This window comes from Dokdonella sp. (assembly GCF_035511235.1).
In the GTDB taxonomy this organism is placed as follows: domain Bacteria; phylum Pseudomonadota; class Gammaproteobacteria; order Xanthomonadales; family Rhodanobacteraceae; genus Dokdonella.
Window position 1 is genome coordinate 242634 of record NZ_DATKFQ010000005.1, and the last position, 24677, is coordinate 267310.

A 24677-nucleotide genomic window follows, 5' to 3' on the forward strand; every position below is an offset into this window, starting at 1 on the left:
CGCACTCCCTTCACCTTCGCCGGAACCACCGCATGTCCGTCAATCTCGTCATCATCGCCATCACCTGCATCGTCTCGTTCATGGCGTTCAACAACGCGCAGCTGGTCGACCGGCTGATCTTCTGGCCGCCGGCGATCACGCGCGGCCGCGAGTACTGGCGCCTGGCGACCTGCGGCCTGATCCACGCCGACGGCATGCACCTGCTGTTCAATATGATCACGCTGTATTTCTTCGGCGGCCTGATGGAGAAGTTCTACGCGCAGTACATCGGGCCGTTCGGCTACGTGCTGTTCTACGTCAGCGCGCTGGTGGTCTCGATGATCCCGACCTACATGCGCCACAAGAACGACGGCCAGTACCGCAGCCTCGGCGCCTCGGGTGCGGTCTCGGCGGTGCTGTTCGCGTTCATCCTGCTGGCGCCGTGGCGGACGATCTACATCTACGTGATCCCGGTACCCTCGATCATCTATGCGGTGCTGTATCTGGCCTACACGGTCTACATGAACAAGCGCGGCGGCGACAACATCAACCACAGCGCGCATCTGTCCGGCGCGATCTACGGCATCCTGTTCACGATCGCGCTGGAGCCGCGCGTGATCGGCCGCTTCTTCACCGAGCTGGCCAATCCGCGCTTCTTCTGACCGCGCTGCGCGCCGCCGCGACGGCGGCGCGCAGCATCTTGGTCACGCGGCCGGCGTGGCTGCCGTTTCGGGTTTCTTCGCGTCGGCCGGACCGATCCAGCGCTGCAGCCAGTCGGCGACTTCCTGATAGAAGAAGCGGCTGTTCTCGCCGTTGAGAATCCAGTGGTTCTCGTCCGGGAACACGACCAGCCGGCTCTCGACCTGCTGGCGCTGCAAGGCGGCCCAGTATTCCAGGCCGTTGTTGAGCGGCACGCGGAAGTCGCGCTCGCCGAACGTGACCAGCACCGGCGTCTTGAAGTTCGCGGCCAGGCGGATCGGGTTCTGCTCGCGCCAGACCGGGCCCTGCTCCCAGACCGGACCGCCGTTGCCGACCTCGCGGCTGTAGGCGATGTCGCTGGTGCCCCACTGCGATTCGAGATTGACCAAGCCGGCGTGGCTGATCAGGCAGCGGTAGCGCGTCGTCGTGCCCTGCAGCCAGTTGGCGAGGTGACCGCCGTAGCTGGCGCCGCCGGCGCACTGGCGATCGGCATCGATGAACGCGTAGCGGCGGATCGCCTCGTCGGCCGCGGCATTGATGTCGTCGGCCGGCCCCTTGAGCGGATCGCCCTGGATCGCCTGCGCGAAGCGCTCGCCGAAGCCGGTCGAGCCGACATAGTTGGTCAGCAGCACGACATAGCCCGGCGCGGCGAGCAGGTGGTAGTTCCAGCGCAGCACCCACTGGTCGCGCCACATCGTGTGCGGGCCGCCGTGCATCAGCACCAGCAGCGGATACTGCTTCGACGGATCGAAGCCGGGCGGACGCACCAGCATGCTGTGGATGCGCTGGCCGCGGTCGTTGTCGAACCAGAAATGCTCGAGCGGGGCCAGATCGAGCGGCGCGAGCTTGGCCGCCGTCAGCGCGGTCAGCCGCTTGACCGACTTGCCGGCCGGATCCAGGCGCACCAGCTCCGGCGGTTCGGTCGCGCTCTCGTAGGTCGCCACCAGCACCGGCGCGCGCGTGCCGCCGACGCTGAGGCCGGTGTAGAGCCCGCGCTCGGGCACCGCGACCGGCCTGGCCTCGCCGCCGCCGGCGGCCGCGCGGTAGACCACCTCGCGGCCGGCGTCCTCGGCGGTCACCCAGACCTCGCGTCCGTTCGGCGCGAGATCGAAGCCGGCGACCGAGCGGCCGTCCGGCAGTTCGATGCGGCCGCGCTCGCGCAGCGACGGCCACTCCAGCGCGACGATCCGCGTGGCGTTGTAGATGCGGTCGCTGCGCGGCGTCAGCGTCGCCAACAGCGTGCGGCCGTCCGCGCCGAAACGCGGCGAGCCGTAGCCGTCGCCGGCCGCGATCGTCTCGGCGCCGGTCAGCCGGCGCGGCTCGCCGCCGTCGACGCCGACCTGCCACAGATCGGCGTTCGTGAACGACCAGGCCGCACGATCGCGATTGCGGCTGGCCGCGAACACGATGCCCTTGCCGTCCGGCGTCCAGACCGCGCCTTCGTCGGCCATCGCATAGCCGGGCAGCTTGATCAGCGCACTGCCGGCCAGCAGATCCCTGGCCTCGCCGCCGTCGATGGCCTGCACGAACACGCGCGTCTGCTTCTCGTCGAGCCAGCGGTCCCAGCTGCGGATCGGAAAGCCGGTGTAGACGCGCGCCTTGTACTTGCGGTCTTCCTCTTCCTTGGCGAGGCGCTCGTTGTCGGCGTCGCTGGCGCTGCCCGGATAGACGCGGCTCGTGAACGCGATGCGCCGGCCGTCCGGCGAGAACACCGGTGCCGAGGCGCCGGTCGACAGCCGCGTCAGACGCTGCGCCTCGCCACCCTGGGCCAGATCGAGTATCCAGATCTGCGCCTGCTTGTCGTCGCCGCGCTTGGCCGAGAACGCCAGGCGGCGGCTGTCCGGGCTCCAGGCCACGCCGCTCTCGTCGGACTTGGACGAGGTGATGCGGCGCGCCGGCGCCGAGCCGTCGGTCGGGACGATCCAAAGATGCGTGGCCGACTCGTCCTTCTTGTACGACGGCTCGGTCACCGTGAACACCGCCTGCCGGCCGTCCGGGCTGACCGTCGGCGCACCGACGCGCGGCATCAGCCACAGATCCTCGTGCGTGATCGGGCGCTTGTCGGCGGCGAAGACCGCCAACGGAATCAGCAGCAGCACGGCGACGAACGAACGCTTCATCTTCGATCCCCACTTGAACGAGTCCGCACGGTGATATCGGCTGCGGCGGCGCCGGTCAAGTAGCGGAAGGCCGGACGTACTGATGCGCGCGCGGCCGCGCTCAATCGACGACATCGAACAGCGAGCCCTGCCCGTCTTCTTCCGGATCGCGAAAGCCCGACAGCCCCACACCGACCAGGCGATAGCGCGTCGCGGCCGGCAGGTCGACGCGCTCGCGCAGCGCCAGTGCCAGCGTCTGCACCTGCTCGGCGCTGCGCGGCGCGGCCTCCAGCGTGTGGCTGCGCGTGAGGATCCTGAACTGCGCGGTCTTGAGCTTGAGCACCACCGTGTGCGCGATCCGCGCCGTGCGGCGCGTCGCGGCCCAGGTCTTCTCGGCCAGTTGCCGAATCGCCGGCTCGAGCTCGCCGAGCACGAGGTCTTCGGAGAACGTGTCTTCCGAGGAGATCGACTGCACCGGCTGGTGCGGATCGACCGGCCGCTCGTCGATGCCGTGCGCGCGCTCGTGCAGGCGGCGGCCGAAGCGGCCGAAGCGCCGGTCGAGCTCGGCGACGTCGAGCGCACGCAGATCGCCGACGGTGACGATGCCGAGCGCGGCGAGCTTGCCCTGCATGACCTTGCCGACGCCGGGGATGCGCTCGACCGGCAGCGGCGTCAGGAAATCGAGCACCTGGTGCGGCCGGATCACGAACAGACCGTCGGGCTTGCGCACGTCCGAGGCGATCTTGGCCAGGAACTTGTTCGGCGCCACGCCGGCCGACGCGGTCAGCGCGGTCTCCTCGCGGATCTCGGCGCGGATCCGCTCGGCCACCGCGGTCGCGCTCGGCAGACCGCTGCGCGGTCGCGTGACGTCCAGATACGCCTCGTCGAGCGACAGCGGCTCCACCGCATCGGCATGGCGCTGGAAGATCTCGCGGACCTGGCGCGACACCGCGCGGTAGCGCGTGAAGTCCGGCGGCACGAACACCGCCTGCGGACACAATCGCTCGGCGCGCAGCGCCGGCATCGCCGAGCGCACGCCGTAGCGGCGCGCCTCGTACGAGGCCGCGCAGACCACCGATCGCGCGCCGCGCCAGGCGACGACGACCGGCCGGCCGCGCAGCGACGGGTCGTCGCGCTGCTCGACCGAGGCGTAGAACGCGTCCATGTCGACGTGGATGATCTTGCGCGGCGCGGCCATGGCGCATGCTACCGCCGGCCGCGGCGTCGCGTGTCGCCGACACGGCGCGAGCGCGCCGCGTCGGGCCCTGGATCGAAGCGGCCACAACGCCGCCGCCGGATCGACTTCACGCGGATTGAAATGCCGATCGACCGTCCCCAACCCGAAGCGGCGAGGACGACCTCCCCCGCTTCGGGACGCATCGCCGGGACGACCCGGCTGCCATCGGGAGGTTCTTCATGTCCTGGTTGTTGCTGCTCGCCGCCGGCGCGCTCGAAATCGTCTGGGCCTACGCGCTCAAGCAATCGGCCGGCTTCACTCGCCTCACACCTTCCCTGATCACGCTGACCGCGATGATCGGCAGCTTCGGCCTGCTCGCGCTGGCGATGCGCACGCTGCCGCTCGGCACCGCCTACACGATCTGGACCGGCATCGGCGCGGTCGGCGCGTTCGTAGTCGGCATCGTCGTGCTCGGGGAGGCGGCTTCACCGTTGCGGGTGGTTGCGGCGTGCTTGATCGTGGCGGGGCTGGTGTTGATGAAGGTGTCGTCTTCGGCCTGATTCGATCTGGCTTCTCTCTGTGGACCGAGAGGCTGCTAGGTTTGCTTCGTGGGTGGGCGGAATCGTTGCTTCTTTCGCTTGCCTTCGAGTGAGCGAGTGCACTCGCATGCGAACAAACTGGATGGGTTTCGTGCTTCGTAGGCGGTCGGCATCCCTGCCTGTTTTCCGCTCGCTCCCGCGAGCGGGTTACTTCTCTTTGCGTGCCCAAAGAGAAGTAACCAAGAGAAAGGGCACCCCGGTGCCGCGGTCTCCGGGCATCCTGCCCTGCGACTTCGCGAAGGTGCTCCGGAGGTCTGCTGACAGCGCATCCTGCGCTGACAGCAGACTGGGCCACGTCCTGTGGCCCACCCTTCGGGCTTTTCCCTACGCACCTTCGCCGCGGCACAGGGGCACCGTGGGCGCGCGTCCTGCGCGCTCAAGCAAGTGCAGGAGCGAGAAGCGGAAAAGCGACGGCCGCAACAATGAGTGAGTGCATATGAAAGCGAAACTTGAATTGAAAGCGGCGACGAAAGAGCAAAGACGCGGGCGCATCGAACACCGCTTTTGCTGTTGCTTGATCTTCTGCGCGCAGGAAGCGCGCTGAAGGGTCCCGTCAGACGTGGTGGGTCGGGGCCGAAAAGCCCGCAGGGGCGCGGGCAGGGAGGCCCGCGCGTTCGTCGTCAGCACAGGAGGTGCTGTCGACGAACCTCGGCCCCGGCCCACGGACCCGCAGGGCAGGATGCCCGGAGGGCACGTCTGTGGGGTGCCCTTCTCTTTGGTTACTTTCTCTTGGGCACGCAAGAGAAAGTGACCCGCTCGCCTGGAGGCGAGCGGAAAACAGGCAGGGATGCCGCCCGCCTACGAAGCACCCCCCCCCCAAACATCAAACCAGCTGCCGTTCGCGCCGCTCCTGCGGCACATGACCACGCAAAGAGAAGTGACCCGCCCGCCCGCAGGCGAGCAGAAAAAACCTCAACCTCCCCCGTGCGCAACCCCCACCCCGCGCACCCGCGAAAACCGCCCGCGCAGCCGCGCCAGCCCCAGATAGATCGCCGGCGTCGTATACAAGGTCAGCAACTGACTGACCAGCAGACCGCCGACGATCGCCACGCCGAGCGGCCGGCGCATCTCCCAGCCTTCGCCGGCCGCGAGCATCAGCGGCAGCGTGCCGAGCAGGGCCGCGATGCTGGTCATCAGGATCGGCCGGAAGCGCAGCCGCGCGGCGGCGAGGATCGCCTCGCGCGGCGTCAGGCCGTCGCGGCGTTCGGCGGCGAGCGCGAAGTCGATCATCAGGATCGTGTTCTTCATGACGATGCCGACCAGCAGGAACAGGCCGAGCAGCGCGATCAGGTTGAGCTCGCCGCCGGAGGCGTACAGCGCCAGCAGCGCGCCGACGCCGGCGGATGGCAGCGTCGAGAGGATCGCCAGCGGCTGGATCGTGCTCTCGTAGAGGATGCCGAGCACCAGATACACCGCGATCATCGCACCGAGGATCAGCCACAACTGGCGCTCGCGCATCTGGCCGAAACTGCCGGCCTCGCCGGCCAGCGCGCCGCGGACCTCGGTCGGCAGCAGGATGTCGGCCATCGCGCGCTCGATCGCCTCCACGCCCTGGCCCAGCGTCACGCCGGGCGCGAGCGCGAAGCTGACGCGCGCGGCGGCGAACTGGTTGCGGTGCTGCACGCGGTCGGGCGCCATGCCGTAGCGATAGCTCGCGAACGCAGACAGCGGCACGCGGCGGCCGTCGGCGGCGATCGCGTGGATGCGCTCGAGCGTGTCGGGGCTCTGTGTGTACTTGGGGTCGAGCTCCATGACGACCCGGTACTGGTTGAGGCTGTCGTAGAGCGTGGCGACCTGGCGCTGGCTGAAGGAGTTGTTGAGCACCGAGGCGATCGTGCGCATGTCCACGCCGAGCCGGGCCGCGGCCTCGCGGTCGATGTCGAGCACGACCTGGCGCATGCCCTCGTCGCCGCTGGACTCGACGTCGGCGAGTTCCGGCAGCGCCGACAGGCGCTGGCTGACGCGCGGCGTCCATTCGCGCAGCGCGGCGAGGTCGTCGGAGAGCAGCTCGAACTCGTACTGGCCGTCGCTGGAACCGCCCTCGATGCGGATGTCCTGGTCGACCCACAGCCACATCATGCCGCCGGGAATCTTCGGCATCTGCTCGCGCAGCCGCGCGATGATCGCGTCGCTGGACAGCTTGCGCTCGGCCAGCGGCTTGACCTTGATCATGATGAAGGCGTTGTTGACGCCGGAGCGGCCGCCGACGTAGCCGATGATGTCCTCGATCGCCGGATCGCGCAGCAGCAGCTCGCGGTAGGCGGCGATCTTCGGCTGCATCGCCTGGAACGACAGGCCGTCATCGCCGCGCGCGAAGCCGCGCATCTGGCCGGTGTCCTGGCGCGGCATGATGCCCTTGGGCACGTGGTCGAACAGCCAGACGTTCAGCGCGATCACCGCGACCAGTACGCCGAGCACGACCGGCAGATGCGACAGCGCGGTGTCCAGCGTGTGCGCGTAGCCGTCGCGCAGGCGCTCGATCAGGCCGCCGCCGATCCGCTGCAGCGCGTTCGGGCGTGCGTCGCCGCGGGCGCGCAGCAGCCGCGCACAGAGCGCCGGCGTCAGGCTCAGCGAGACCAGCAGCGAGACGCCCATCGCCGCGACCAGCGTGATCGAGAACTCGCGGAACAGCCGCTCGACGAAGTCGTCGAGGAACAGGATCGACACGAACACCACCGCCAGCGCGATGTTCATCGACAGCAGCGTGGTGCCGACCTCGCCGGCGCCGCGCAGCGCGGCGGCCAGCGGCGTGGCGCCGTCCTCGATGTGGCGCGAGATGTTCTCGAGCACGACGATCGCATCGTCGACGACGAGCACGGCGGCGACGATCAGCGCCATCAGCGACAGATTGTTGAGCGAGAAGCCGCACAACCAGATGATCGCCAGCGCGCCGAACAGCGACACCGGAATCGCCAGCGACGGCAGCAGGCCGGCGCGCAGATTGCCGAGGAACGCGAGCACGACCAGCACGACCAGCGCGATCGCCAGCGCCAGCGTGGTCTGCGCCTCGCGCAGCGTCGCGCGGATCACCGGCGAGCGGTCCATCGCGACGGTCATGTCGACGCCGGCCGGCAGCAATGCGCGCAGGTTCTCCATCTGGCCCTGGATCGCGTCGACGGTCTCGATGATGTTGGCATCGGGCTGCCGGCTGATGATGATCAGGACCGCGTCGCGATCGTTGTGGAAACCCGAGGCGTAGCGGTCCTCGACGCCCTCGGCGATGCTGGCGACGTCGGCCAGCCGCACCGGCCGGCCGTCGCGCCAGGCGACGATCAGCGGCCGGTATTCCGCGGCCGTGCGCAGCTGCAGGCTGGCCTCGATCTGCCAGCTGCGCGCGTCGGTCGCGACCGTGCCGAGCGGCTTGAGCGCGTTGGCCTGGCGAATCGCCGCGGCCACTTCATCCAGTGCGATGCCGTACTGGTTCAGCGCGTTCGGGTCGAGCGAGACGCGCACCGCCGGCAGCGAGCTGCCGCCGACCTGGACCTCGCCGACGCCGGGGATCTGCGCCAGCTTCTGCGCGATGATCGTCGAGGCCGCGTCGTAGACCTCGCCCGGCGACAGCGTCGAGGACGTCAGCGCCAGCGCCATGATCGGCGCCTGCGACGGGTTGACCTTGCGGTACTGCGGCATGCCCGGCATGCCGCTCGGCAGCTGCGCGCGGGCGGCGTTGATCGCGGCCTGCACGTCGCGCGCGGCGTCGTCGATGTTGCGGCCGAGATCGAAGCGCAGCTCGACGTTGGTCGAGCCCTGCGAACTGCTCGACTCGATCCTGATGATGCCGGGGATCGTGCCGAGCGCGCGCTCGAGCGGCGTGGCGACCGTCGCCGCCATCGATTCGGGGCTCGCGCCGGGCAGGCTGGCGGTGACGTTGATCGTCGGATAGTCCACCTGCGGCAGCGGCGCGACCGGCAGCTGGCGCAGCGCCAGCAGGCCGGCCAGCACCACCGCCAGTGCGCACAGCACCGTGGCGACCGGGCGCTCGATGAACAGCTGCGACAGGTTCACCGGGCAGTCTCCGCGGATACGGCAGCGCGCGCGTGCGCCGGCGCGCTCATGCCGGCTCGGCGCCGGCGGCGGCCGCGCGCGGCCGCCGCCGCAGGCGGTCGAAGAACAGATAGATGACCGGCGTCGTGAACAGCGTCAGGATCTGGCTCGCGATCAGGCCGCCGACCATGACCAGGCCGAGCGGCGCGCGCAGCTCGGCGCCCGAGCCGGTCGCGAACATCAGCGGCACCGCGCCGAACAGCGCGGCCAGCGTCGTCATCAGGATCGGCCGGAAGCGCAGCAGCGCGGCCTGGTGGATCGCCTGGCGCGGCGACAGGCCCTGCTCGCGCTCGGCCTCGAGCGCGAAGTCGATCATCATGATCGCGTTCTTCTTGACCAGGCCGATCAGCAGCACGATGCCGATCACCGCGATCAGGTCCAGGCTCTGCCCGCTGATCAGCAGCGCCAGCAGCGCGCCGACCGTCGCCGACGGCAGCGTCGAGAGGATCGTGACCGGATGGATGTAGCTCTCGTAGAGCACGCCGAGCACGATGTACATGACCAGCACCGCGGCCAGGATCAGCCACAGCGTGCTCGACAGCGAGTTGCGGAACGCATCGGCCGCGCCCTGCAGGCGCAGCTCGACGCTGGCCGGCATCGCCAGCTCGCGCTGCGCCTGCTCGATCGCCGCGACCGCCTCGCCGAGCGAGGCGCCGGGCGCGAGATTGAACGAGACCGTCACCGCCGGGAACTGGCCGATGTGGTTGACCAGCAGCGCCGAGGGCCGTTCCTCGATGCGCGCGATGCCCGACAGCGGCACCTGCCCGCCGTCGCCGGCGGCGACGCGGATCCGTTCGATCGCCTCCGGACCGAACTGGAAGTCCTGGCGCGCCTCGAGCACGACGCGGTACTGGTTGGCCTGCGTGAAGATCGTCGAGATCTGGCGCTGGCCGAACGCGTCGTAGAGCGCATCGGCGATCGCCGATACCGATACGCCGAGCCGGGCGGCGGCGTCGCGGTCGATCGCGACGTAGGCCTGCAGGCCCTGGTCCTGCAGGTCGCTGGCCACGTCGGCGAGCGGGCCGGCACGCTGCAGCCGCTCGAGCAGACGCGGCGTCCACGCGGCCAGCTCGGCGAAGTCCGGGCTGGTCAGGCTGAACTGGTACTGGGTGCGGCTGATCCGGTCCTCGATGCTGAGCTCCTGCACCGGCTGCAGGTACAGCGCGATGCCGGGCACGCGCGCGACGCGCTGGCGCAGGCGCTCGATGACGGCGAGCGCGCCGGCGCTGCGCTCACCGTGCGGCTTGAGCTCGATCAGCAGCCGGCCGGTGTTGAGCGTGGCATTGCTGCCGTCGACGCCGATGAACGAGGACAGGCTGGCGACGTCGGGATCCTTCAGGATCTCGTCGGCCAGCGCCTGCTGGCGCTCGGACATCGCCGCGAACGACACCGACTGCGGCGCTTCGCTGATGCCCTGGATCAGCCCGGCGTCCTGGATCGGGAAGAAGCCCTTGGGTACGGCCAGGTACAGCGCCGCCGTCAGCGCCAGCGTCGCCAGCGTCGCGACCAGCATCAGCGGCTGGCGCGCCAGCACCCAGTGCAGCGCGCGGTCGTAGGCGTCGATCAGGCGGTCGAACGCGTCGCCGTGGCGGTGCCGTGCACCGGCATTCTCGCCCTCGCGGCGCGTCGGATGGCCGTGGCGCAGGAACAGCGCGCACATCATCGGCGTCAGCGTCAGCGACACGATCAGCGAGATGCCGATCGCCACCGCCAGCGTGATCGCGAACTCGTGGAACAGCCGGCCGACCACGTCGGCCATGAACAGCAGCGGGATCAGCACCGCGATCAGCGACAGCGTCAGCGAGATCAGCGTGAAGCCGATCTGGCGCGCGCCCTCCAGCGCCGCCTGCAGCGGCCGCGCGCCGCGCTCCAGATGGCGGGCGATGTTCTCGAGCATGACGATCGCGTCGTCGACGACGAAGCCGGTGGCGATCGTCAGCGCCATCAGCGTCAGGTTGTTCAGCGAGAACCCGGCCAGCAGCATCACGCCGAACGTGCCGATCAGCGACAGCGGCACGGCGATGCTCGGGATGATCGTGGCCGGCACGTTGCGCAGGAACACGAACGTGACCATCACGACCAGGCCGATCGCGAGCATCAGCTCGTGCTGCACGCCGCGGATCGAGGAACGGATCGACTCGGTGCGGTCGCTCAGCACGGCCACGTCGATGCCGGCCGGCAGCGCCGCCGACAGCTGCGGCAGCAGCGCGCGCACGCGGTCGACCACCTCGATCACGTTGGCGCCGGGCTGGCGCTGGATGTTGACCAGGATCGCCGGCACCGGACCGGACCAGGCGGCCAGATGGCGGTTCTCGGCGCCGTCCTCGACGGTCGCGACGTCGCCCAGGCGCAGCGGCGCGCCGTCGCGATAGGCCAGGATCAGCTGGCGGTATTCCTCGACCGAGCGCATCTGGTCGTTGGCGTCGAGCATGATCGCGCGCGTCGGGCCGTCGAAGCTGCCCTTGGGCGTATTGACGTTGGCCGCGCCGATCGCGCTGCGGATGTCGGCGACCGACAGCCCGGCCGCGGCCAGCGCGACCGGATTGACCTGCACGCGCACCGCCGGCCGCTGGCCGCCGGCCAGGCTGACCAGGCCGACGCCGGGCAGCTGCGAGAGGCGCTGCGCCATGCGCGTATCGACCAGATCGTAGACCGCCGGCAGCGCCATCGCCGACGAGGTGACGGCCAGGGTCAGGATCGGCGTGTCGGCCGGATTGACCTTGCGGTACACCGGCGGGATCGGCAGGTCGTCGGGCAGGAACGAGCTGGCTGCGTTGATCGCCGCCTGCACCTCCTGTTCGGCGACCGCCAGCGAGACCTCGAGCGTGAACTGCAGCGTGATCACCGAGGCGCCGCCCGAGCTGGTCGAGGACATCTGCTTGAGGCCCGGGATCTGGCCGAGCCGCCGTTCCAGCGGGGCGGTGATCGCGCGCGTGGTCACGGTCGGGCTGGCGCCCGGATACAGCGTCAGCACCTGGATGATCGGGTAGTCGACCTGCGGCAGCGCGGCCACCGGCAGCAGGCGGTACGCGAGCAGGCCCGACAGCAGCAGCGCGACCATCAGCAGCGTGGTCGCCACCGGCCGCAGGATGAACGGGCGCGACAGGTTCACGAGCGCTTCGCCGGCGCCTCGGCCGCGGGCGCGTCCGGTACGATTTCGACCTTGGCGCCCTCGCGCAGGCGATCCAGACCCTCGAGCACGACGCGCTCGCCGGCGGCGATGCCGTCGAGCACGGCCACGCGTTCGCCGTCGGCCGCACCGAGCTTGAGCGGCCGCACGCTGATCGTGTTGTCGTCGCCGACGACGTAGACGAAATTGCCCTTGGCGCCGAACTGCACGGCCGCGTTCGGGATCACGATCGAGTCGGTGCTCGACACCTGCAAGCGCACGTTGACGAACTGGTTCGGATACAGGCTCTCGTCGGCATTGTCGAAGCCGGCGCGCAGGCGCAGCGTGCCGGTGGCCGTGTCGATGCGGTTGTCGAGGCTGGTCAGCGTGCCGGTCGCCAGCTGCCGGCGCTCCTCGCGGTCCCAGGCCTCGACGGTCAGCGTGCGCTGCGCGCGCACCGCCTCCAGCACGTCCGGCAGCTCGGTCTCGGGAATCGTGAACAGCACGCTGATCGGCGCCATCTGCGTGATCGTCGCGATGCCGTCGCTGTCGCCGCTGCGCACGAGATTGCCGACATCGACGCCGCGCAGGCCGATGCGGCCGCCGATCGGCGCGACGATGCGCGTATAGGTCAGCTGCAGCCGCGCGTCGTCGACCGCCGCCTGATCGGTCTGGCGGCGCGCCTCGTACTGGCGGACCAGGGCTTCCTGGGTGCCGAGCTGCTGGCCGGACACGTAGCCCTTGCTCTGCAGCTCGCGATAGCGCGCGAGGTCCGACTGCGCATTGGCGAGCTCGGCCAGGTTCTGCTGCTGCGTACCCTGTGCCTGCGCGAGCTGGACCTGGAACGGGCGCGGGTCGATCTCGGCGAGCAGATCGCCGGCGGCCACCTGCTGGCCCTCCTCGAACGCGACGCGGATCAGCTCGCCCTCGACGCGGCTGCGCACGGTCACCGTATTGAGCGGCGTCACCGTGCCGAGCGCCTTGAGGCGCAGCACCAGGTCCTCGCGCTGCGCGATCGCGACGCGCACCGGCACCACCTGGGTGCCGTCGCGCCAGCCGCCGCGCGTCGGCGGCGGCGCCGCCCCGGCACCGACGAAATGACGCCACGCGAAGAAGCCGCCGGCCAGCAGGATCGCCACCAGGAACAGACCGGCGAACGGTCGCAGGCGGGAACGGGACGGCGGATGGACGGTCATGGCAACTCCTGTCCCGCGGATCGGCGCGGGGCATTGGCGTGAAACGGACGACGACGGGATGGCTGTGCCGGCAGCGCGTACGGGCGCCGTCACTGGCTCGCTCGGAGGGTTCCGGACGCGCTCGAGGACCGCGCGCGCGGACGACCGAACGGATTTTAGTCCGGGCACCGGCGCCAAAGTTCCTTCTCTTTCGGCACTTGCCAACGGCGGTGCCGATACGCTCGCACGGCATGCGGCGGCCAGGCGCGACACGGCGACGGTGTATAGTCCGATCCGGTCGAGGAACCCCCGAGCACCGGCCGTTCCGGTGCGTCAATCCGTCATTGCCTCATGTCCCATGCCGAAGAGCTGAAGAAGGCCGCGCTCGAGTACCACCGCAAGGCGCCGGCCGGCAAGATCAAGGTCACGCCGACCAAGCCCGTCGTCACCCAGCGCGAACTGTCGCTGGCCTATTCGCCCGGCGTCGCCGCCGCCTGCGAGGAGATCGTCCGCGATCCGGCCGAGGTCGCTACGCTGACCGCGCGCGGCAACCTGGTCGCCGTCATCACCAACGGCACCGCCGTGCTCGGCCTCGGCAACATCGGCCCGCTGGCGGCCAAGCCGGTGATGGAAGGCAAGGGCATGCTGTTCCAGAAGTTCGCCGGCATCGACGTGTTCGATATCGAGATCGACGAGTGCGATCCGGACAAGCTGGTCGACATCATCGCCAGCCTCGAGCCGAGCTTCGGCGGCATCAACCTGGAGGACATCAAGGCGCCGGAGTGCTTCGAGGTCGAGCGCAAGCTGCGCGAGCGCATGAAGATTCCGGTCTTCCACGACGACCAGCACGGCACCGCGATCATCGTCGGCGCCGCGATCGTCAACGCGCTCAAGGTCGTCGGCAAGGCGATCGGCGACATCCGCCTGGTCCATACCGGCGCCGGCGCGGCCGGCATCGCCTGCCTGGACATGCTGGTCAGCCTCGGCGTCAGGCCCGAGCACATCCAGGTGGTCGACCGGCTCGGCGTGGTCTATGCCGGCCGTGCCGAGGAGATGGACGCGAACAAGGCGCGCTATGCGCGCGACACCGCCGCGCGCAGTCTCGAGGAGATCATCGACGGTGCCGACGTGTTCCTCGGCCTGTCGGCGCCCGGCGTGCTGAGCCAGGCGATGGTGCGGCGCATGGCGCCGCGGCCGATCATCCTGGCGCTGGCCAATCCCACGCCGGAGATCCTGCCCGAACTGGTCCGCGAGGCCAGCCCCGACGCGATCATCGCGACCGGACGTTCGGACTATCCGAACCAGGTCAACAACGCGCTGTGCTTTCCGTACATCTTCCGCGGCGCGCTCGACGTCGGCGCGACCACGATCAACGAGGCGATGAAGGTCGCCTGCGTGCACGCGATCGCCGATCTGGCCGAGCGCGAGATGTCCGACGTCGCCGCGCGCGCCTACGGCGGCGAGATGCCGGAGTTCGGACCGGACTATCTGATCCCGCAGCCGTTCGACCCGCGCCTGCTGACCCAGCTGGCGCCGGCGGTCGCGCAGGCGGCGATGGAATCGGGCGTGGCCACGCGCCCGCTCGAATCGCTGGAGGCCTACCGCACCGAGCTTAACGCGTTCGTGTTCCGCACCGGCCTGATCATGCGGCCGCTGTTCGACCGCGCGCGCGCCGATCCGCAGCGCATCGTCTATGCCGAGGGCGAAGAAGAAGTCGTGCTGCGCGCGCTGCAGCACATCGCCGACGAGCGCATGGCGCGGCCGATCCTGATCGGCCGTCCGGCGGTCATCGAGGCGCGCATCCAGCGCCTGCATCTGCGCATCCGCCCCGGCATCGACTTCGAGATCTGCAACATCGAGAGCGATCCGCGCTTTCGCGACTACTGGACGCACTATCACGAGCTGCTGCAGCGCCGCGGCGTCACGCCCGACAGCGCCAAGGCCGTGGTCCGTTCGCGGCCGACCGTGATCGCCGCGCTGATGGTCGCGCGCGGCGAGGCCGACGCGATGATCACCGGCATCGTCGGCCGCTACCACAAGAAGCTGCGCTACATCCAGGACATCATCCCGCTCGACGAGGGCGTCTGCGCGCCGGCGGCGATGACCGGCGTGGTCAACGCCAAGGGCGCGTTCTTCTACGTCGACACCCACGTCAAGCTCGACCCGACTGCCGAGCAGATCGCCGAGGCGACGATCCAGGCCGCCAAGCGGCTCGGCATGTTCGGCGTGACGCCGAAGGTCGCCCTGCTCTCGCATTCGAACTTCGGCAGCCACGAGGATCCGGTCGCGGCCAAGATGCGCCAGGCGCTGGGTCTGATCCGCGCGCGCGCGCCGGACCTGGAGGTCGAGGGCGAGATGCACGCCGACACCGCGCTCAGCGAGGAGATCCGCGAGCGGATCTTCCCGAACTCGCGGCTGCACGGCCGTGCGAACCTGTTCGTGTTCCCGAACATGGACGCGGCCAACATCAGCTACAACATGACGCGCGTGCTGACCGACGGCGTCGTGATCGGCCCGATGCTGATGGGCCTGTCGCAGCCGGCGCACATCATCACGCCGTCGGCGACGGTGCGCCGCGTCGTCAACATGACCGCGATCGCCAGCGTCGAGTCGCAGATCCGCAAGGCGCAGGCGGCCGGCGCCTGACGCCGCGCACGACCAAGCCCCGGCGGCGAGCTGCCGGGGCTCGGGACGGTTACGGAGCGGGCTCGAATCCGCCGGCCCAGATCACGTCCGGAAACGCGGTGCAGGCCTGATACCACGGCGTCTCGCCGGTCGCCTGATCCCACTGCGCGGAAGGCTCCGGATCGAGGTGGTTCGGACACAGCGCCGTCGCTTCGGGACGAATGCCGCCCGGCACGATCGCCGGCGCCGGTCCGGTCAGACGGTTGTTCGAGACGTTGTAGCCGAGCAGCATGTGCAGGGTCGCCACGCGCGGCGCGGTGCCGGTCAGGTGATTGTCGTTGACCCGGAACCAGCCCAGGCGCGGCATGCCGTTCAACACCGGGATCGGGCCGCCGAGCCGGTTATGCGAGACGTCGAAGCTGTTCATCATCGGCAGGTCGGCCAGCGACGGGATGCCGCCGGTCAGCTGGTTCCTCGCGGCGTGGAACGTGCCCATCGAGGCCAGCCCGGTGATCGGCGGCAGTGCGCCGTTGAGGCGGTTGTTCGACGCATCGAAGTGGGTCATCTCCGGCGTCGCAGCGAATGTCGGCAGCGCGCCGCTGAGCGCGTTGTCGTTGACGTAGAGCACGCGCAGACGCGGCGTCTGATCGAGTGCGGGGATCTGGCCCTCCAGGCGGTTGGATGCGACGTCGTAGATCTCCAGCGCCGGCAGATCCGCGAACGAGGACGGAATGCGGTCGAACTGGTTGTTGCGTGCGTAGAACTGCACGAGGCGCGACAGTCCGGCGATCGGCGGCAGCGGCCCGCTGAGCTGGTTGGCATTGGCGCCGAAGAACGTCAGGTCGGCCAGATGCGCCAGCGGCGGCAGCGCGCCGGAGAACGCGTTGAAGCTGAGGTCGATCATCGCCAGCTTCGGCATGCCGTCGAATGCCGGCACGGCGCCGCCGAGGAGGTTCGCCGCGACTACGTATTCCTCGAGCGCGACCGGTCCGTTCTCGGCCGGGAACGGCGGGATCGCGCCTTCGAGCCGGTTGTGGTTGACGTTGAAGCGGCGCAGGCGGGTCATGCCGGCCAGTGACGGCAAGGGCCCGGTCAGGCCGTATTCCTCGGCCGTGTTGACCTGCTGCGTCGCCTCGAAGACGACCAGGTTGACCAGCGCGCCGAGCGGCGGGATCGGGCCCTCGAAGAAATTCAGCGGCAGCCGGAAGATCTTGAGCTGGGTCTGCTCGGACAGCGAGGCCGGCAGCCTGCCCCAGACGTTGTTGCGGACCATCTCCAGGCCGAGCACATGGTCGCCGGCACCGTCGCAGATCACGCCGTACCAGGTGCACTCGGTGCCGGCCGGACCGCCCCAGTTGCTGCGGTCGAACCAGTACTCCGGATGCATGTCGGCGTAGAAATCGAGCAGGAACGCGCGCTCGGACGCGGGCACCGCATAGGCCGCGGCGGGCACGACGGTCAGCGCCAGCGCGAGCAGCCACCGGGCGAACCCCGGCGCGGTCACTGGCCGGCGGGAGTAGCGAAACGGAATCATCGAAGGATCTCCGGACAATCGAGGGCGGTCGGGTGAGCCGTACGCCACACGGGCGCACGGCGGCGGCTTGCAGGGGCTAGTCGAAACCGTCGGAGAAGATCGCGTCGCCGACCGTGCGCTCGAACGCGCCGATGTCGACGCCGGCACCCGAGAGGCGCGCATGGCCTTCTCCACGCTGGTCGTGGACCAGGTTCTCCGGATTGAGACCGGCGTCGAGCGCGGGACTGTCGGCGGCCAGCGCATGGGTCAGCGTCGGCCCGCCGTTGTCGGCAAGCGGCAGCAGACGCGGATCGCCGGCCAGCGTGTCGGGCGGCACCGCCAGGCTCGAGGTGCCGATCAGACTGCCGGAGCCGGCGATCACCAGCTTCGGCAACTGGGTATCGATGTCGGCGATGCCGTAGACGGTGGTGTTGGCCGCGACGATCGAACTCTCGATGCGCGGCGGGAAATCGTAGACGCCCTGGAACAGCGGATGCTGCGGCAGCATCCCGCCGGCGCCGTAGCCGGCGGAGTTGAACGCGATCGTGCTGTTGGACAGGCGCACGCCGCCGATCAGCGACCAGATGCCGCCGCCGGTGTTCTGCGCGGCATTGCCCGACACGGTGCTGTTGATCAGCACCATGCGGTCGGCGGCGACGTCGCCACCGATCATCGCGATCGCGCCGCCGGAACCGGCCTCGTTGCCGGACAACGTGCTGCGCTCGATGCGCAGATGGTTGTGCGTCATGATCGCGCCGCCCATGCCCTGGTCGATCGTGAAATAGCCATAGCCGGCCGCGTAGGGCCGGCCGCTCGCGCGGTTGCCGCTGAAGGTGCTGTCGCTGACCGTAACGGTACTGCTGACGTAGGCGGCGTAGCCGACGTAGACGCCGCCGCCGAGCGCACCGCCGAGCGGCGAGGCGACCTCGTTGCCGGTGACGGTCGAGCGCACCAGCGCGACGTCGCGGCTGCCATCGGTGGACAGCGCGCCGCCGGTGGCGACATGGCTGGCGCCGTTGACGACGTCGACACGGCACGATTCCAGACGCGAGTCGGTCAGTGTCGCGCCGGCCGCGGCGATGCAGCCGCCCTTGGCCAGCGACATCGCCGACACCGAGCACTCGCGGACCGTGGCGCCGGTCAGGACCACCGAGCCGTCGGAGTCGATGCAGCCGCCGCGCATCGTCGCGTCGGGATCGGTCCCGGCGACCGCGCCGCCGCGTACGGTCAGGCCTTCGATCGTCAGCGTGCCGGTGCCGGTGTGGCGCAGCACGCGGTCGGCGCCGTTGCCGGCCACGGCCAGCGCCGCGGCGCCGGGGCCGCGCAGCGTCAGGCCGTGCTGCACGACCGGGAGGGCGCCGCTGGTCAGGCTGATCGTGCCGCAGGTCAACGCGCTGAGGTCGATCGTATCGTCCGGCGCAGCACCGGCGAGTGCCTCGCGCAGGCTGCCCGCACCGCTGTCGCCGCACTGCGTGACCGGCCAGACCACACCGCCCTCGGGCCGGACGCTCGCAGGCGGCGCCGGCAGGCCGGCGGCCGCGGCCAGGCCGACCGGCACGCCGAGCGCGAGCGCCAGCGCGACCGCCAGCGGCCGGCGGGTGCCGCGCACGGCACCGCTCGTCAGGTTTGCATCATTCACCACCGTACCTCCCCTCTGCGCGAACGGACGATCGCTTACCTACCGTTGCGGAGTCGGCAGGACCAAACATGACATCGCGGCGAAAATTTTTCTTCGGCCGTGCCGGCGGCCCCCGCCGCCGCGGCGCGGCGCTCAGTTGAAGCCGGTCAGGCCGTCGCGAAACGCGACCGGCCGGCCGGTCAGCGCGGCGAACGCGGCGCGCGCCTCGGCGGCACGCTCGGCCCGGCGCCGGTCGAGCGGCACGCGCAGCTCGGCCGACAGGGCCTCGATCAGCAGATCGGTCTGCCAGACCTGGGCCCGTGCACTGCCGCCGAGCGCCTCGGCGAGCGCGTCGCGCGCCGCGTCGAGCCGGCCGAGCAGCGCCGCATCGCGGCTCGCCATCGCCTGCGCCCAGAGCCGGTGGATGCGGCTGCGCGCGGTCCACGGCGAGGCTTCGCCGGTGGCCGCGGCGAAGCCGGCGATCGCGGCGTCGAAGGCGGCCTCGGCCTGCGCGGTGTCGCCGGCGGCGAGCGCGCAGCGGCCCAGACCGTCGGCGATCTCGGCGCCGAGCCAGCTCGGGGTGGCACCGATCGCCGCATCCAGGCGCTGGCGCGCGGCCTGCCAGCGCGGCTGCGCGAGATCGCAGCGGCCGCTGCGCTGCAGCGCATCGCTATGCACGATCTCCACGCGCAGCTGCAGCAGGGTGGCGCCGGCGTCGTTCTCGGACGCCACCTGGCGATGCGCGGCCTCGACCTCGGTCAGCGCCGTCGCCGGATCGCCGAGATCGAGTGCGATCCGCGCCGCGACCAGGTGCGCCTGACTGAAATGACGCGGCAGTCCGGGATGGTCGGCCGGCATCGCGCCGGCCGGTGCCGCCAGCAGCCGGCGCGCCTGTGCGTAGTCGCCGCCGAGCACGTGCGCGCGCGCCAGGCTGCGCTTGAGCGCGGCCTCGACGAAGGCGGCATCCGAGCCGTACAGCCCGGGCGGTTCGGCCAGGCCTTCCTCGAGCAGCGCGATCGCCTCGGCGGCATGCCCCTGCGCGGCCAGGCTGTTGGCGAGGTTCAGCCGCACCGTCCCGCGCGACGCCGACAGGGCCGTGGCATCGCGATCGTGCGCGACCAGCGCTTGCCGCAGCAGATCCACCGCCTCGGCGGCGTTGCCTTCGTCATTGAGCAGCACCGCGAGCTGGTTGAGCCCGACCGCGAGGCCGGCTGCGCGCGCGTCGGGCGTGCTTTCGATCAGCCGCTGCGATTCGCGCAGATCGGCCTCGCAGTCGCGGAAATCGCCGTGGCTGCAGCGCGCCGCGCCGCGGAACTTCAGCAGATGCGCGGTCCAGATCGCAGCCTGCCGGTCCGAACGCGGCGCGACCGGCAGCGCGTGGTCGACCAGGGCCAGCTGGGCGTCGCTGCGATCGAGCATCTGCAGCGCGTCGAGCAGGATGCCGACGCTCGCCAGGTACTCGTCCGGACGCCGCTCGCGTTCGGGCTCGAGCAGGTTCACCGCCCGCTGCGCGCTGTCGGCGGCGCGTTCGGGCAGGAACAGCGAGTTGAACGTATCGGCGACCTGGGTCAGCAGGGCGGCATGGGTCGCGGCGTCGAGGTCGGTGCGCGCTTCGAGCGCGGCGGCGGCGCGTTCGAGCATCTGCGTCGCGGTCAGCTCGGCGCCAGCGGCGTTCTGCGGGTCGGCCTGGCGGAACATGTCGTTCATGAAGCCGAGCAGGATCTCGGCGCGCTGGCGCTGCTGGTCGGCGCGCTGCCCGGCCGCCTCGGCGCGGCGCCGCTGCTCGCGCTCCTCGGCGGCGCGATGCACCGCGAACAGCGTGCTCGCGACCAGGCCCAGCGCGAGCAGCGCGATGATCGCGGTGGCCGCGCGGTGGCGGCGGATCAGCTTGCGCAGCCGGTACGCGAACGTGCCGCGGTGCGCGGCGACCGGACGGCCGTCGGCCCAGCGCTCCAGGTCGTCGGCCAGCGCCTGGGCGGTGTCGTAGCGCTCGCGCGGATCGGCGGCGGTCGCCTTGGCGACGATCCGGCCGAGGTCGCCGCGCAGCGAACGGCGCAGGCGCTCGACGCCGAGGCCGCGCTCGCGCGCGACGCGGTCGGCGCCGTCGGGCGCCTGCTCGGTCAATGCGCCGAATGCCTGATCGACGCGCGGCAGCGGCGTATCGGCGTCGGCGCGGGCGCGCGCAACCTCGTGCGCGCGCCGTGCCGGCACGCCGGCCGCCAGCTCGTAGAGCACCAGGCCGAGCTGGTAGACGTCGCTGGCGGTCGTCGCCGGCTCGCCGCGCAGCTGCTCGGGCGCGGCATAGGCCGGCGTGAACGCCAGCGTCTGGGTCTGCTGCGCGTCGGTGCCGTCGAGCAGCTTGGCGATGCCGAAATCGAGCAGGCGCGGCTCGCCCTCGCCGTCGACGAGGATGTTCGACGGCTTGATGTCGCGATGCAGGATCAGATTGCGGTGCGCGAACTGCACCGCGCGGCAGACCCGCGCGAACAGCCGCGCGCGCGCCGCAAGGTCGAGCGCACGGTGGTCGCACCAGTCGGTGATGCGCGCGCCGTCGACGTATTCCATCGCGAACCACGGCTGGCCGGCCTCGCCGATGCCGGCGTCGACCAGGGCCGCGATGTGCGGATGGCTGAGCCGCGCCAGGATCTGCTGCTCGCGGCGGGCGCGCGCGGCCGGAATCGGCAGGTCGCCGCGCACCAGCTTCAGTGCGACCTTGCGGTCGAGCTCGTCGGTGCGCTCGGCCAGATGCACCTCGCCCATGCCGCCGATGCCGAGCAGGCCGAGCAGGCGGAAGCGGCCGCCGACGACCGTGCCGGCACGCTGCGGCGCCGGTGCGGCGGCGGCATCGGCGGCCTCCGGATCGTCGGCCGCGCCACCGGCCGCCTCGGCCTGCGCGAGCAGTGCGGCCAGGTCCGCGGCCAGCGCCGCGTCCTCGGCACCGAGCGCGGCGAGTTGCGCGGCGCGCTGCGGCGCCGGCAGGTCGATCAGGACCGCGAAGGCCTCGCGGACCCGGCGCCAGTGCGCGCGCGCGGACGCGTCCATCAGCGCTGCATGTGGCGTCCGAGCCAGGCGCGCGCGAACGCCCAGTCCCGGTAGATCGTGCGCTTGTCCACGTCCATGATCCGCGCGATCGCCTCGACGCTGAGGCCGACGAAGTAGCGCAGCTCGACGATCCGCGCCAGGCGCGCGTCGATCTGCTCGAGCTCGTCGATCGCCTCGTCGAGCAGACCGAGATGGGTGCGCTCGGGGATCGGCAGCTGCAGCGCGTCGACCAGCTCCACGCGCTGCCAGTCGCCACCGCGCTTCTCGGCGCCGGCCTCGCGCGCGCGGTCGACCAGCACGTTGCGCATCATCCGGCCGGCCGTGTTGAACAGATGCGCGCTGTCCTGGATGTCGACGCCGCCGCCGAGCATGCGCACGAACACGTCGTGCAGCAGCGCGGTCGGCTGCAGCGTCGCCTGGCGCTGCTCGCGGCCGAGCAGGCGCGCCGCCATCGCGCGCAGATCGGCGTAGACCAGCGGCAGCAGGCGGTCGAGCGCACCGGCCTCGCCGGACTGCCAGCGCTGGATGAGCTGGGTGACTTCGCTGGGGCTGGCGGACACGACGCGGCGCAGGGACCGTGGAGGGGTGGCCGAGTATTGCCCAGAGCCCGAGCGCAGGGAAATGCGCAGTGCGGCGCATACGGCGGCGCCTCCCTGGCCGCGCGGGCCGTCCGTGACCCGCGCGTTCCCCGCCGCTGCGGTATTCGCGGCACCGTCCCGGTGCCGATGCGATCCGCCTCCCTAGTCCCTTCCCTGCACCGCGTCCGTTCCCGGGACGGGCTGTTCTCTGCCGGCGGCAGTGCACCGCCCCGTTCCGTATCCGGCGTGCCGGCCTACGGCACGATCTCGATCCGATGCGCGCCGGCGGCCAGGTCGCGCCTGAGCGTGATCCACAGTTCCTGCGCGCCGGCGCGAGGCGACGGCAGCCAGTCCTGGTCGCGAACCAGCACCGCGCCGTTCAAGCGCAGCGTAGTCGGCAGACCGCCGCTCCACTGCCGCACGACGAGCAGCGGATCGCGCAGCGTGCCGCTGCCGACGCCGATCGTCGCGTCGAGGCGGTTGGCCGCCGCGACGAAGGTCAGCGCACCGTAGACCGCGTCGTAGCCGGCCGGCGCATAGGTCTGCACGGTCGCATCGGCGATGCCGGCCGGACCGCCGGTCGCGACCGAGCCGATCGTCGCGGCCAGCGTCAGCGTCTGGATCGTCTCGATCTGCGCGACCTGGGCGCCGACCGGATCGGCGCTGTGCGTGCCGAACACGATGTACGTGGAATAGCTCTTCTTCGGCCAGCCCGGCGCCATCGGATCGCCCGGCAGCGCGGTGCCGTTGGCCGAACCGCCGTAGTAGGCATTGCCGCGGATGCGGTACTGGGCCTGGCCGAGAAAGCCGAAATTGGTGCCCCAGGCGATGCGCGCGCTGTCGGTCGGCCCGCTGCCCGGCAGCGAGTAGTTGACGGTCTGGAACGGCCAGTTGTAGTTGCACGGCATCAGGTGCTGGCCGGGACAGCCGCTGACCTGGGCGCTGCTGCGCATCCACAGATCCTGGCCCCAGTAGCCGCCGGCATCCTGCTGGTCGATCGTCTCGCTCTGCACGATGCCCATCGTCGCGTCGACCGCGCTGGTCCACAGCTTCGCGTACGGGATCGTATTGGGCTGGTTCCAGGTCCAGCCGCTGGCGAACGTCAACGGGTCCTGCGTACTGACGAAGCGGTAGCGGTCGCCCCAGCCGGTACCGGCGATCGGGCTGCGCGCGGCGTCGCTGGGGGCGCCGTCGATGCGCAGCTCGCCGTACGGCGCGCGCGAATCGTCGGCGAGACGGCCGACCGGCACCGCCGACAGATCCCAGGTGATCGACCACAGCGGGTGGTCGCGGCCGTTCGCGAATACCCAGTCGATCGTCACCGGCACGTCGTAGCGCGCCGCCGGCGCGGTCACCGTGCAATAGCGCGGATAGGCCTGCGTGAAGCGGAAGATCGCGTGGTGGCGGCCCGAGAACACGCGCTGGAACTGGCCCGGCGTGAAATGGCCGAGGCTGGAAGAATCGCCGCCGCCGGTGCAGAACGCGGCGTCGGTCGGATGCGAAACCACGTAGCCGAAGCCGCCGGCACCGCCGCCGACCGCGCTCAGCGTGCGCGTCGCCGCGCCGACCCGGTAGCGGAACTCGCGCAGCTCGCCGCCGCGGCTGCCGTCGGCCGTGGTGCCGGCATCGTTGTGCGCGAGCGTGGCCGAGCGCGGCAGGCCGGCACGGTCGGTCCAGCCGAAGCGGTCGCCGCTGAGGCCGTCGATTGCAACGTCCTGCTCGATCGTCAGGCCGCCGGCCGGCGGCGGTCCGCTGCCTTCGAAGCCGTCGGCGAAGACCGGATCGGGCTGGGTGCCGCCCTCGAGCAGGCGGACCTCGTCGACGTGCACGCGCTGCGGATTGCCGGCTGCGTTGCCGCTGGCGTCGACCAGGTCGATGCGGTCGAACATGCCGGTATAGGCCAGCGGCGGATCGGCCAGCGCGACCACGACCTCGCGAAACTGGCCGGCGCCGACCGCGCCGCCGGCGACGTAGCCGTCCAGCGCGGTGTCGACCACGGCAGCACCGCCAGACTGCAGCACCAGGCGCAGCTGCTCGCCGCCGGCCTCGCCGCGGATCCAGAAGCGCAGCCGGCGATAGGTCGCGGCGCTCAGCGGCTGGTCCGGCCGCGCGAACGACAGCCCCTGCCAGGAATGTGCGCGGAACGCGATCGCATGCGTGCCGGCGTACACCGGCGCGGTCGAGGCCAGATCGACCTCGCCCCAGGACCAGTTCTGGAACCCGTTGCGCAGCGCGTCGTCATAGACGACCAGATCGGCCTGCGCGCTCGCCGCCGCGCCACCCAGAACCGCCGCCACCGCCATGCGCCATCGCAACGACCACGCCTGCATGTCATCTCCCCATCGACCGGCAATCGACGGCCGCGTCCCGGCCGCTCACCAGCTTGCCCTACGAGAAACGACACGGCCAGCAGACATCGT

13 protein-coding genes are annotated in these 24677 nt (G+C 70.9%); 3 read left to right on the top strand and 10 right to left on the bottom strand.

Translation table 11 applies throughout. From position 1 onward, the window contains the following. The first annotated feature begins 32 nt into the window (after positions 1–32). Entirely contained in the window at positions 33–641 is a 609-nt protein-coding gene (locus VMR06_RS02990; RefSeq protein ID WP_325372833.1) for a rhomboid family intramembrane serine protease, read from the top strand. 42 nt (positions 642–683) lie between these two features. On the opposite strand, the gene VMR06_RS02995 is transcribed toward VMR06_RS02990, so the two are convergent. Both VMR06_RS02995 and dinB read right to left on the bottom strand, forming a co-directional pair. Then, positions 684–2798, bottom strand: coding sequence for a S9 family peptidase (locus VMR06_RS02995; protein ID WP_325372835.1), 2115 nt, complete (start codon positions 2796–2798; stop codon positions 684–686). Positions 2799–2898: 100 nt separating this feature from the next. Further along, positions 2899–3975, bottom strand: a complete 1077-nt coding sequence (gene dinB / locus VMR06_RS03000) for a DNA polymerase IV (RefSeq protein ID WP_325372837.1) — start codon at positions 3973–3975, stop codon at positions 2899–2901. A 218-nt stretch (positions 3976–4193) separates the two neighbouring features. Between dinB and sugE the strand changes: the two genes are divergently transcribed. Further along, the gene (gene sugE / locus VMR06_RS03005; RefSeq protein ID WP_325372839.1) at positions 4194–4514 is read left to right on the top strand and encodes a quaternary ammonium compound efflux SMR transporter SugE; all 321 of its coding nucleotides are present in this window, start codon (positions 4194–4196) and stop codon (positions 4512–4514) included. A gap of 951 nt (positions 4515–5465) precedes the next feature. Here the strand turns inward: sugE and VMR06_RS03010 are convergent. The 3 genes from VMR06_RS03010 to VMR06_RS03020 are packed head-to-tail and all read right to left on the bottom strand — an operon-like array spanning position 5466 to position 12902. After that, entirely contained in the window at positions 5466–8558 is a 3093-nt protein-coding gene (locus tag VMR06_RS03010) for an efflux RND transporter permease subunit (protein ID WP_325372841.1), read from the bottom strand. A 46-nt stretch (positions 8559–8604) separates the two neighbouring features. Beyond that, on the bottom strand, positions 8605–11709 hold the full coding sequence (locus VMR06_RS03015) for an MdtB/MuxB family multidrug efflux RND transporter permease subunit (protein ID WP_325372843.1): 3105 nt from the start codon (positions 11707–11709) through the stop codon (positions 8605–8607). Continuing rightward, positions 11706–12902, bottom strand: coding sequence for an MdtA/MuxA family multidrug efflux RND transporter periplasmic adaptor subunit (locus tag VMR06_RS03020; protein ID WP_325372845.1), 1197 nt, complete (start codon positions 12900–12902; stop codon positions 11706–11708). The genes VMR06_RS03015 and VMR06_RS03020 overlap by 4 nt, the downstream gene beginning before the upstream one ends. A gap of 330 nt (positions 12903–13232) precedes the next feature. On the opposite strand from VMR06_RS03020, the gene VMR06_RS03025 reads away from it, so the two are divergent. After that, a complete protein-coding gene (locus tag VMR06_RS03025) occupies positions 13233–15527 on the top strand; it encodes an NADP-dependent malic enzyme (RefSeq protein WP_325372847.1) in 2295 nt (764 codons plus the stop codon). A gap of 49 nt (positions 15528–15576) precedes the next feature. On the opposite strand, the gene VMR06_RS03030 is transcribed toward VMR06_RS03025, so the two are convergent. The 5 genes from VMR06_RS03030 to VMR06_RS03050 form a co-directional block, all read right to left on the bottom strand. After that, entirely contained in the window at positions 15577–17040 is a 1464-nt protein-coding gene (locus VMR06_RS03030; RefSeq protein ID WP_325372849.1) for a hypothetical protein, read from the bottom strand. Between the two features lie 76 nt (positions 17041–17116). Further along, entirely contained in the window at positions 17117–18658 is a 1542-nt protein-coding gene (locus tag VMR06_RS03035; protein ID WP_325372851.1) for a choice-of-anchor Q domain-containing protein, read from the bottom strand. A 132-nt stretch (positions 18659–18790) separates the two neighbouring features. After that, positions 18791–21679, bottom strand: coding sequence for a serine/threonine-protein kinase (locus tag VMR06_RS03040; protein WP_325372853.1), 2889 nt, complete (start codon positions 21677–21679; stop codon positions 18791–18793). After that, positions 21679–22239, bottom strand: a complete 561-nt coding sequence (locus VMR06_RS03045) for an ECF-type sigma factor (protein ID WP_325372855.1) — start codon at positions 22237–22239, stop codon at positions 21679–21681. Before VMR06_RS03045 ends, VMR06_RS03040 begins: the two co-directional genes overlap by 1 nt. Before the next feature lie 272 nt (positions 22240–22511). After that, complete coding sequence (locus tag VMR06_RS03050) at positions 22512–24560, bottom strand: hypothetical protein (RefSeq protein ID WP_325372856.1); 2049 nt, start codon at positions 24558–24560, stop codon at positions 22512–22514. Between the last annotated feature and the right edge of the window lie 117 nt (positions 24561–24677).

Coding starts and splice junctions, on each gene's coding strand:
- VMR06_RS02995 (WP_325372835.1), bottom strand. CDS start 2,798: ATGAAGCGTTCGTTCGTCGCCGTGCTGCTGCTGATTCCGTTGGCGGTC.
- VMR06_RS03020 (WP_325372845.1), bottom strand. CDS start 12,902: ATGACCGTCCATCCGCCGTCCCGTTCCCGCCTGCGACCGTTCGCCGGT.
- VMR06_RS02990 (WP_325372833.1), top strand. CDS start 33: ATGTCCGTCAATCTCGTCATCATCGCCATCACCTGCATCGTCTCGTTC.
- VMR06_RS03025 (WP_325372847.1), top strand. CDS start 13,233: ATGTCCCATGCCGAAGAGCTGAAGAAGGCCGCGCTCGAGTACCACCGC.
- sugE (WP_325372839.1), top strand. CDS start 4,194: ATGTCCTGGTTGTTGCTGCTCGCCGCCGGCGCGCTCGAAATCGTCTGG.
- VMR06_RS03040 (WP_325372853.1), bottom strand. CDS start 21,679: ATGGACGCGTCCGCGCGCGCGCACTGGCGCCGGGTCCGCGAGGCCTTC.
- VMR06_RS03050 (WP_325372856.1), bottom strand. CDS start 24,560: ATGGCGGTGGCGGCGGTTCTGGGTGGCGCGGCGGCGAGCGCGCAGGCC.
- VMR06_RS03030 (WP_325372849.1), bottom strand. CDS start 17,040: ATGATTCCGTTTCGCTACTCCCGCCGGCCAGTGACCGCGCCGGGGTTC.
- dinB (WP_325372837.1), bottom strand. CDS start 3,975: ATGGCCGCGCCGCGCAAGATCATCCACGTCGACATGGACGCGTTCTAC.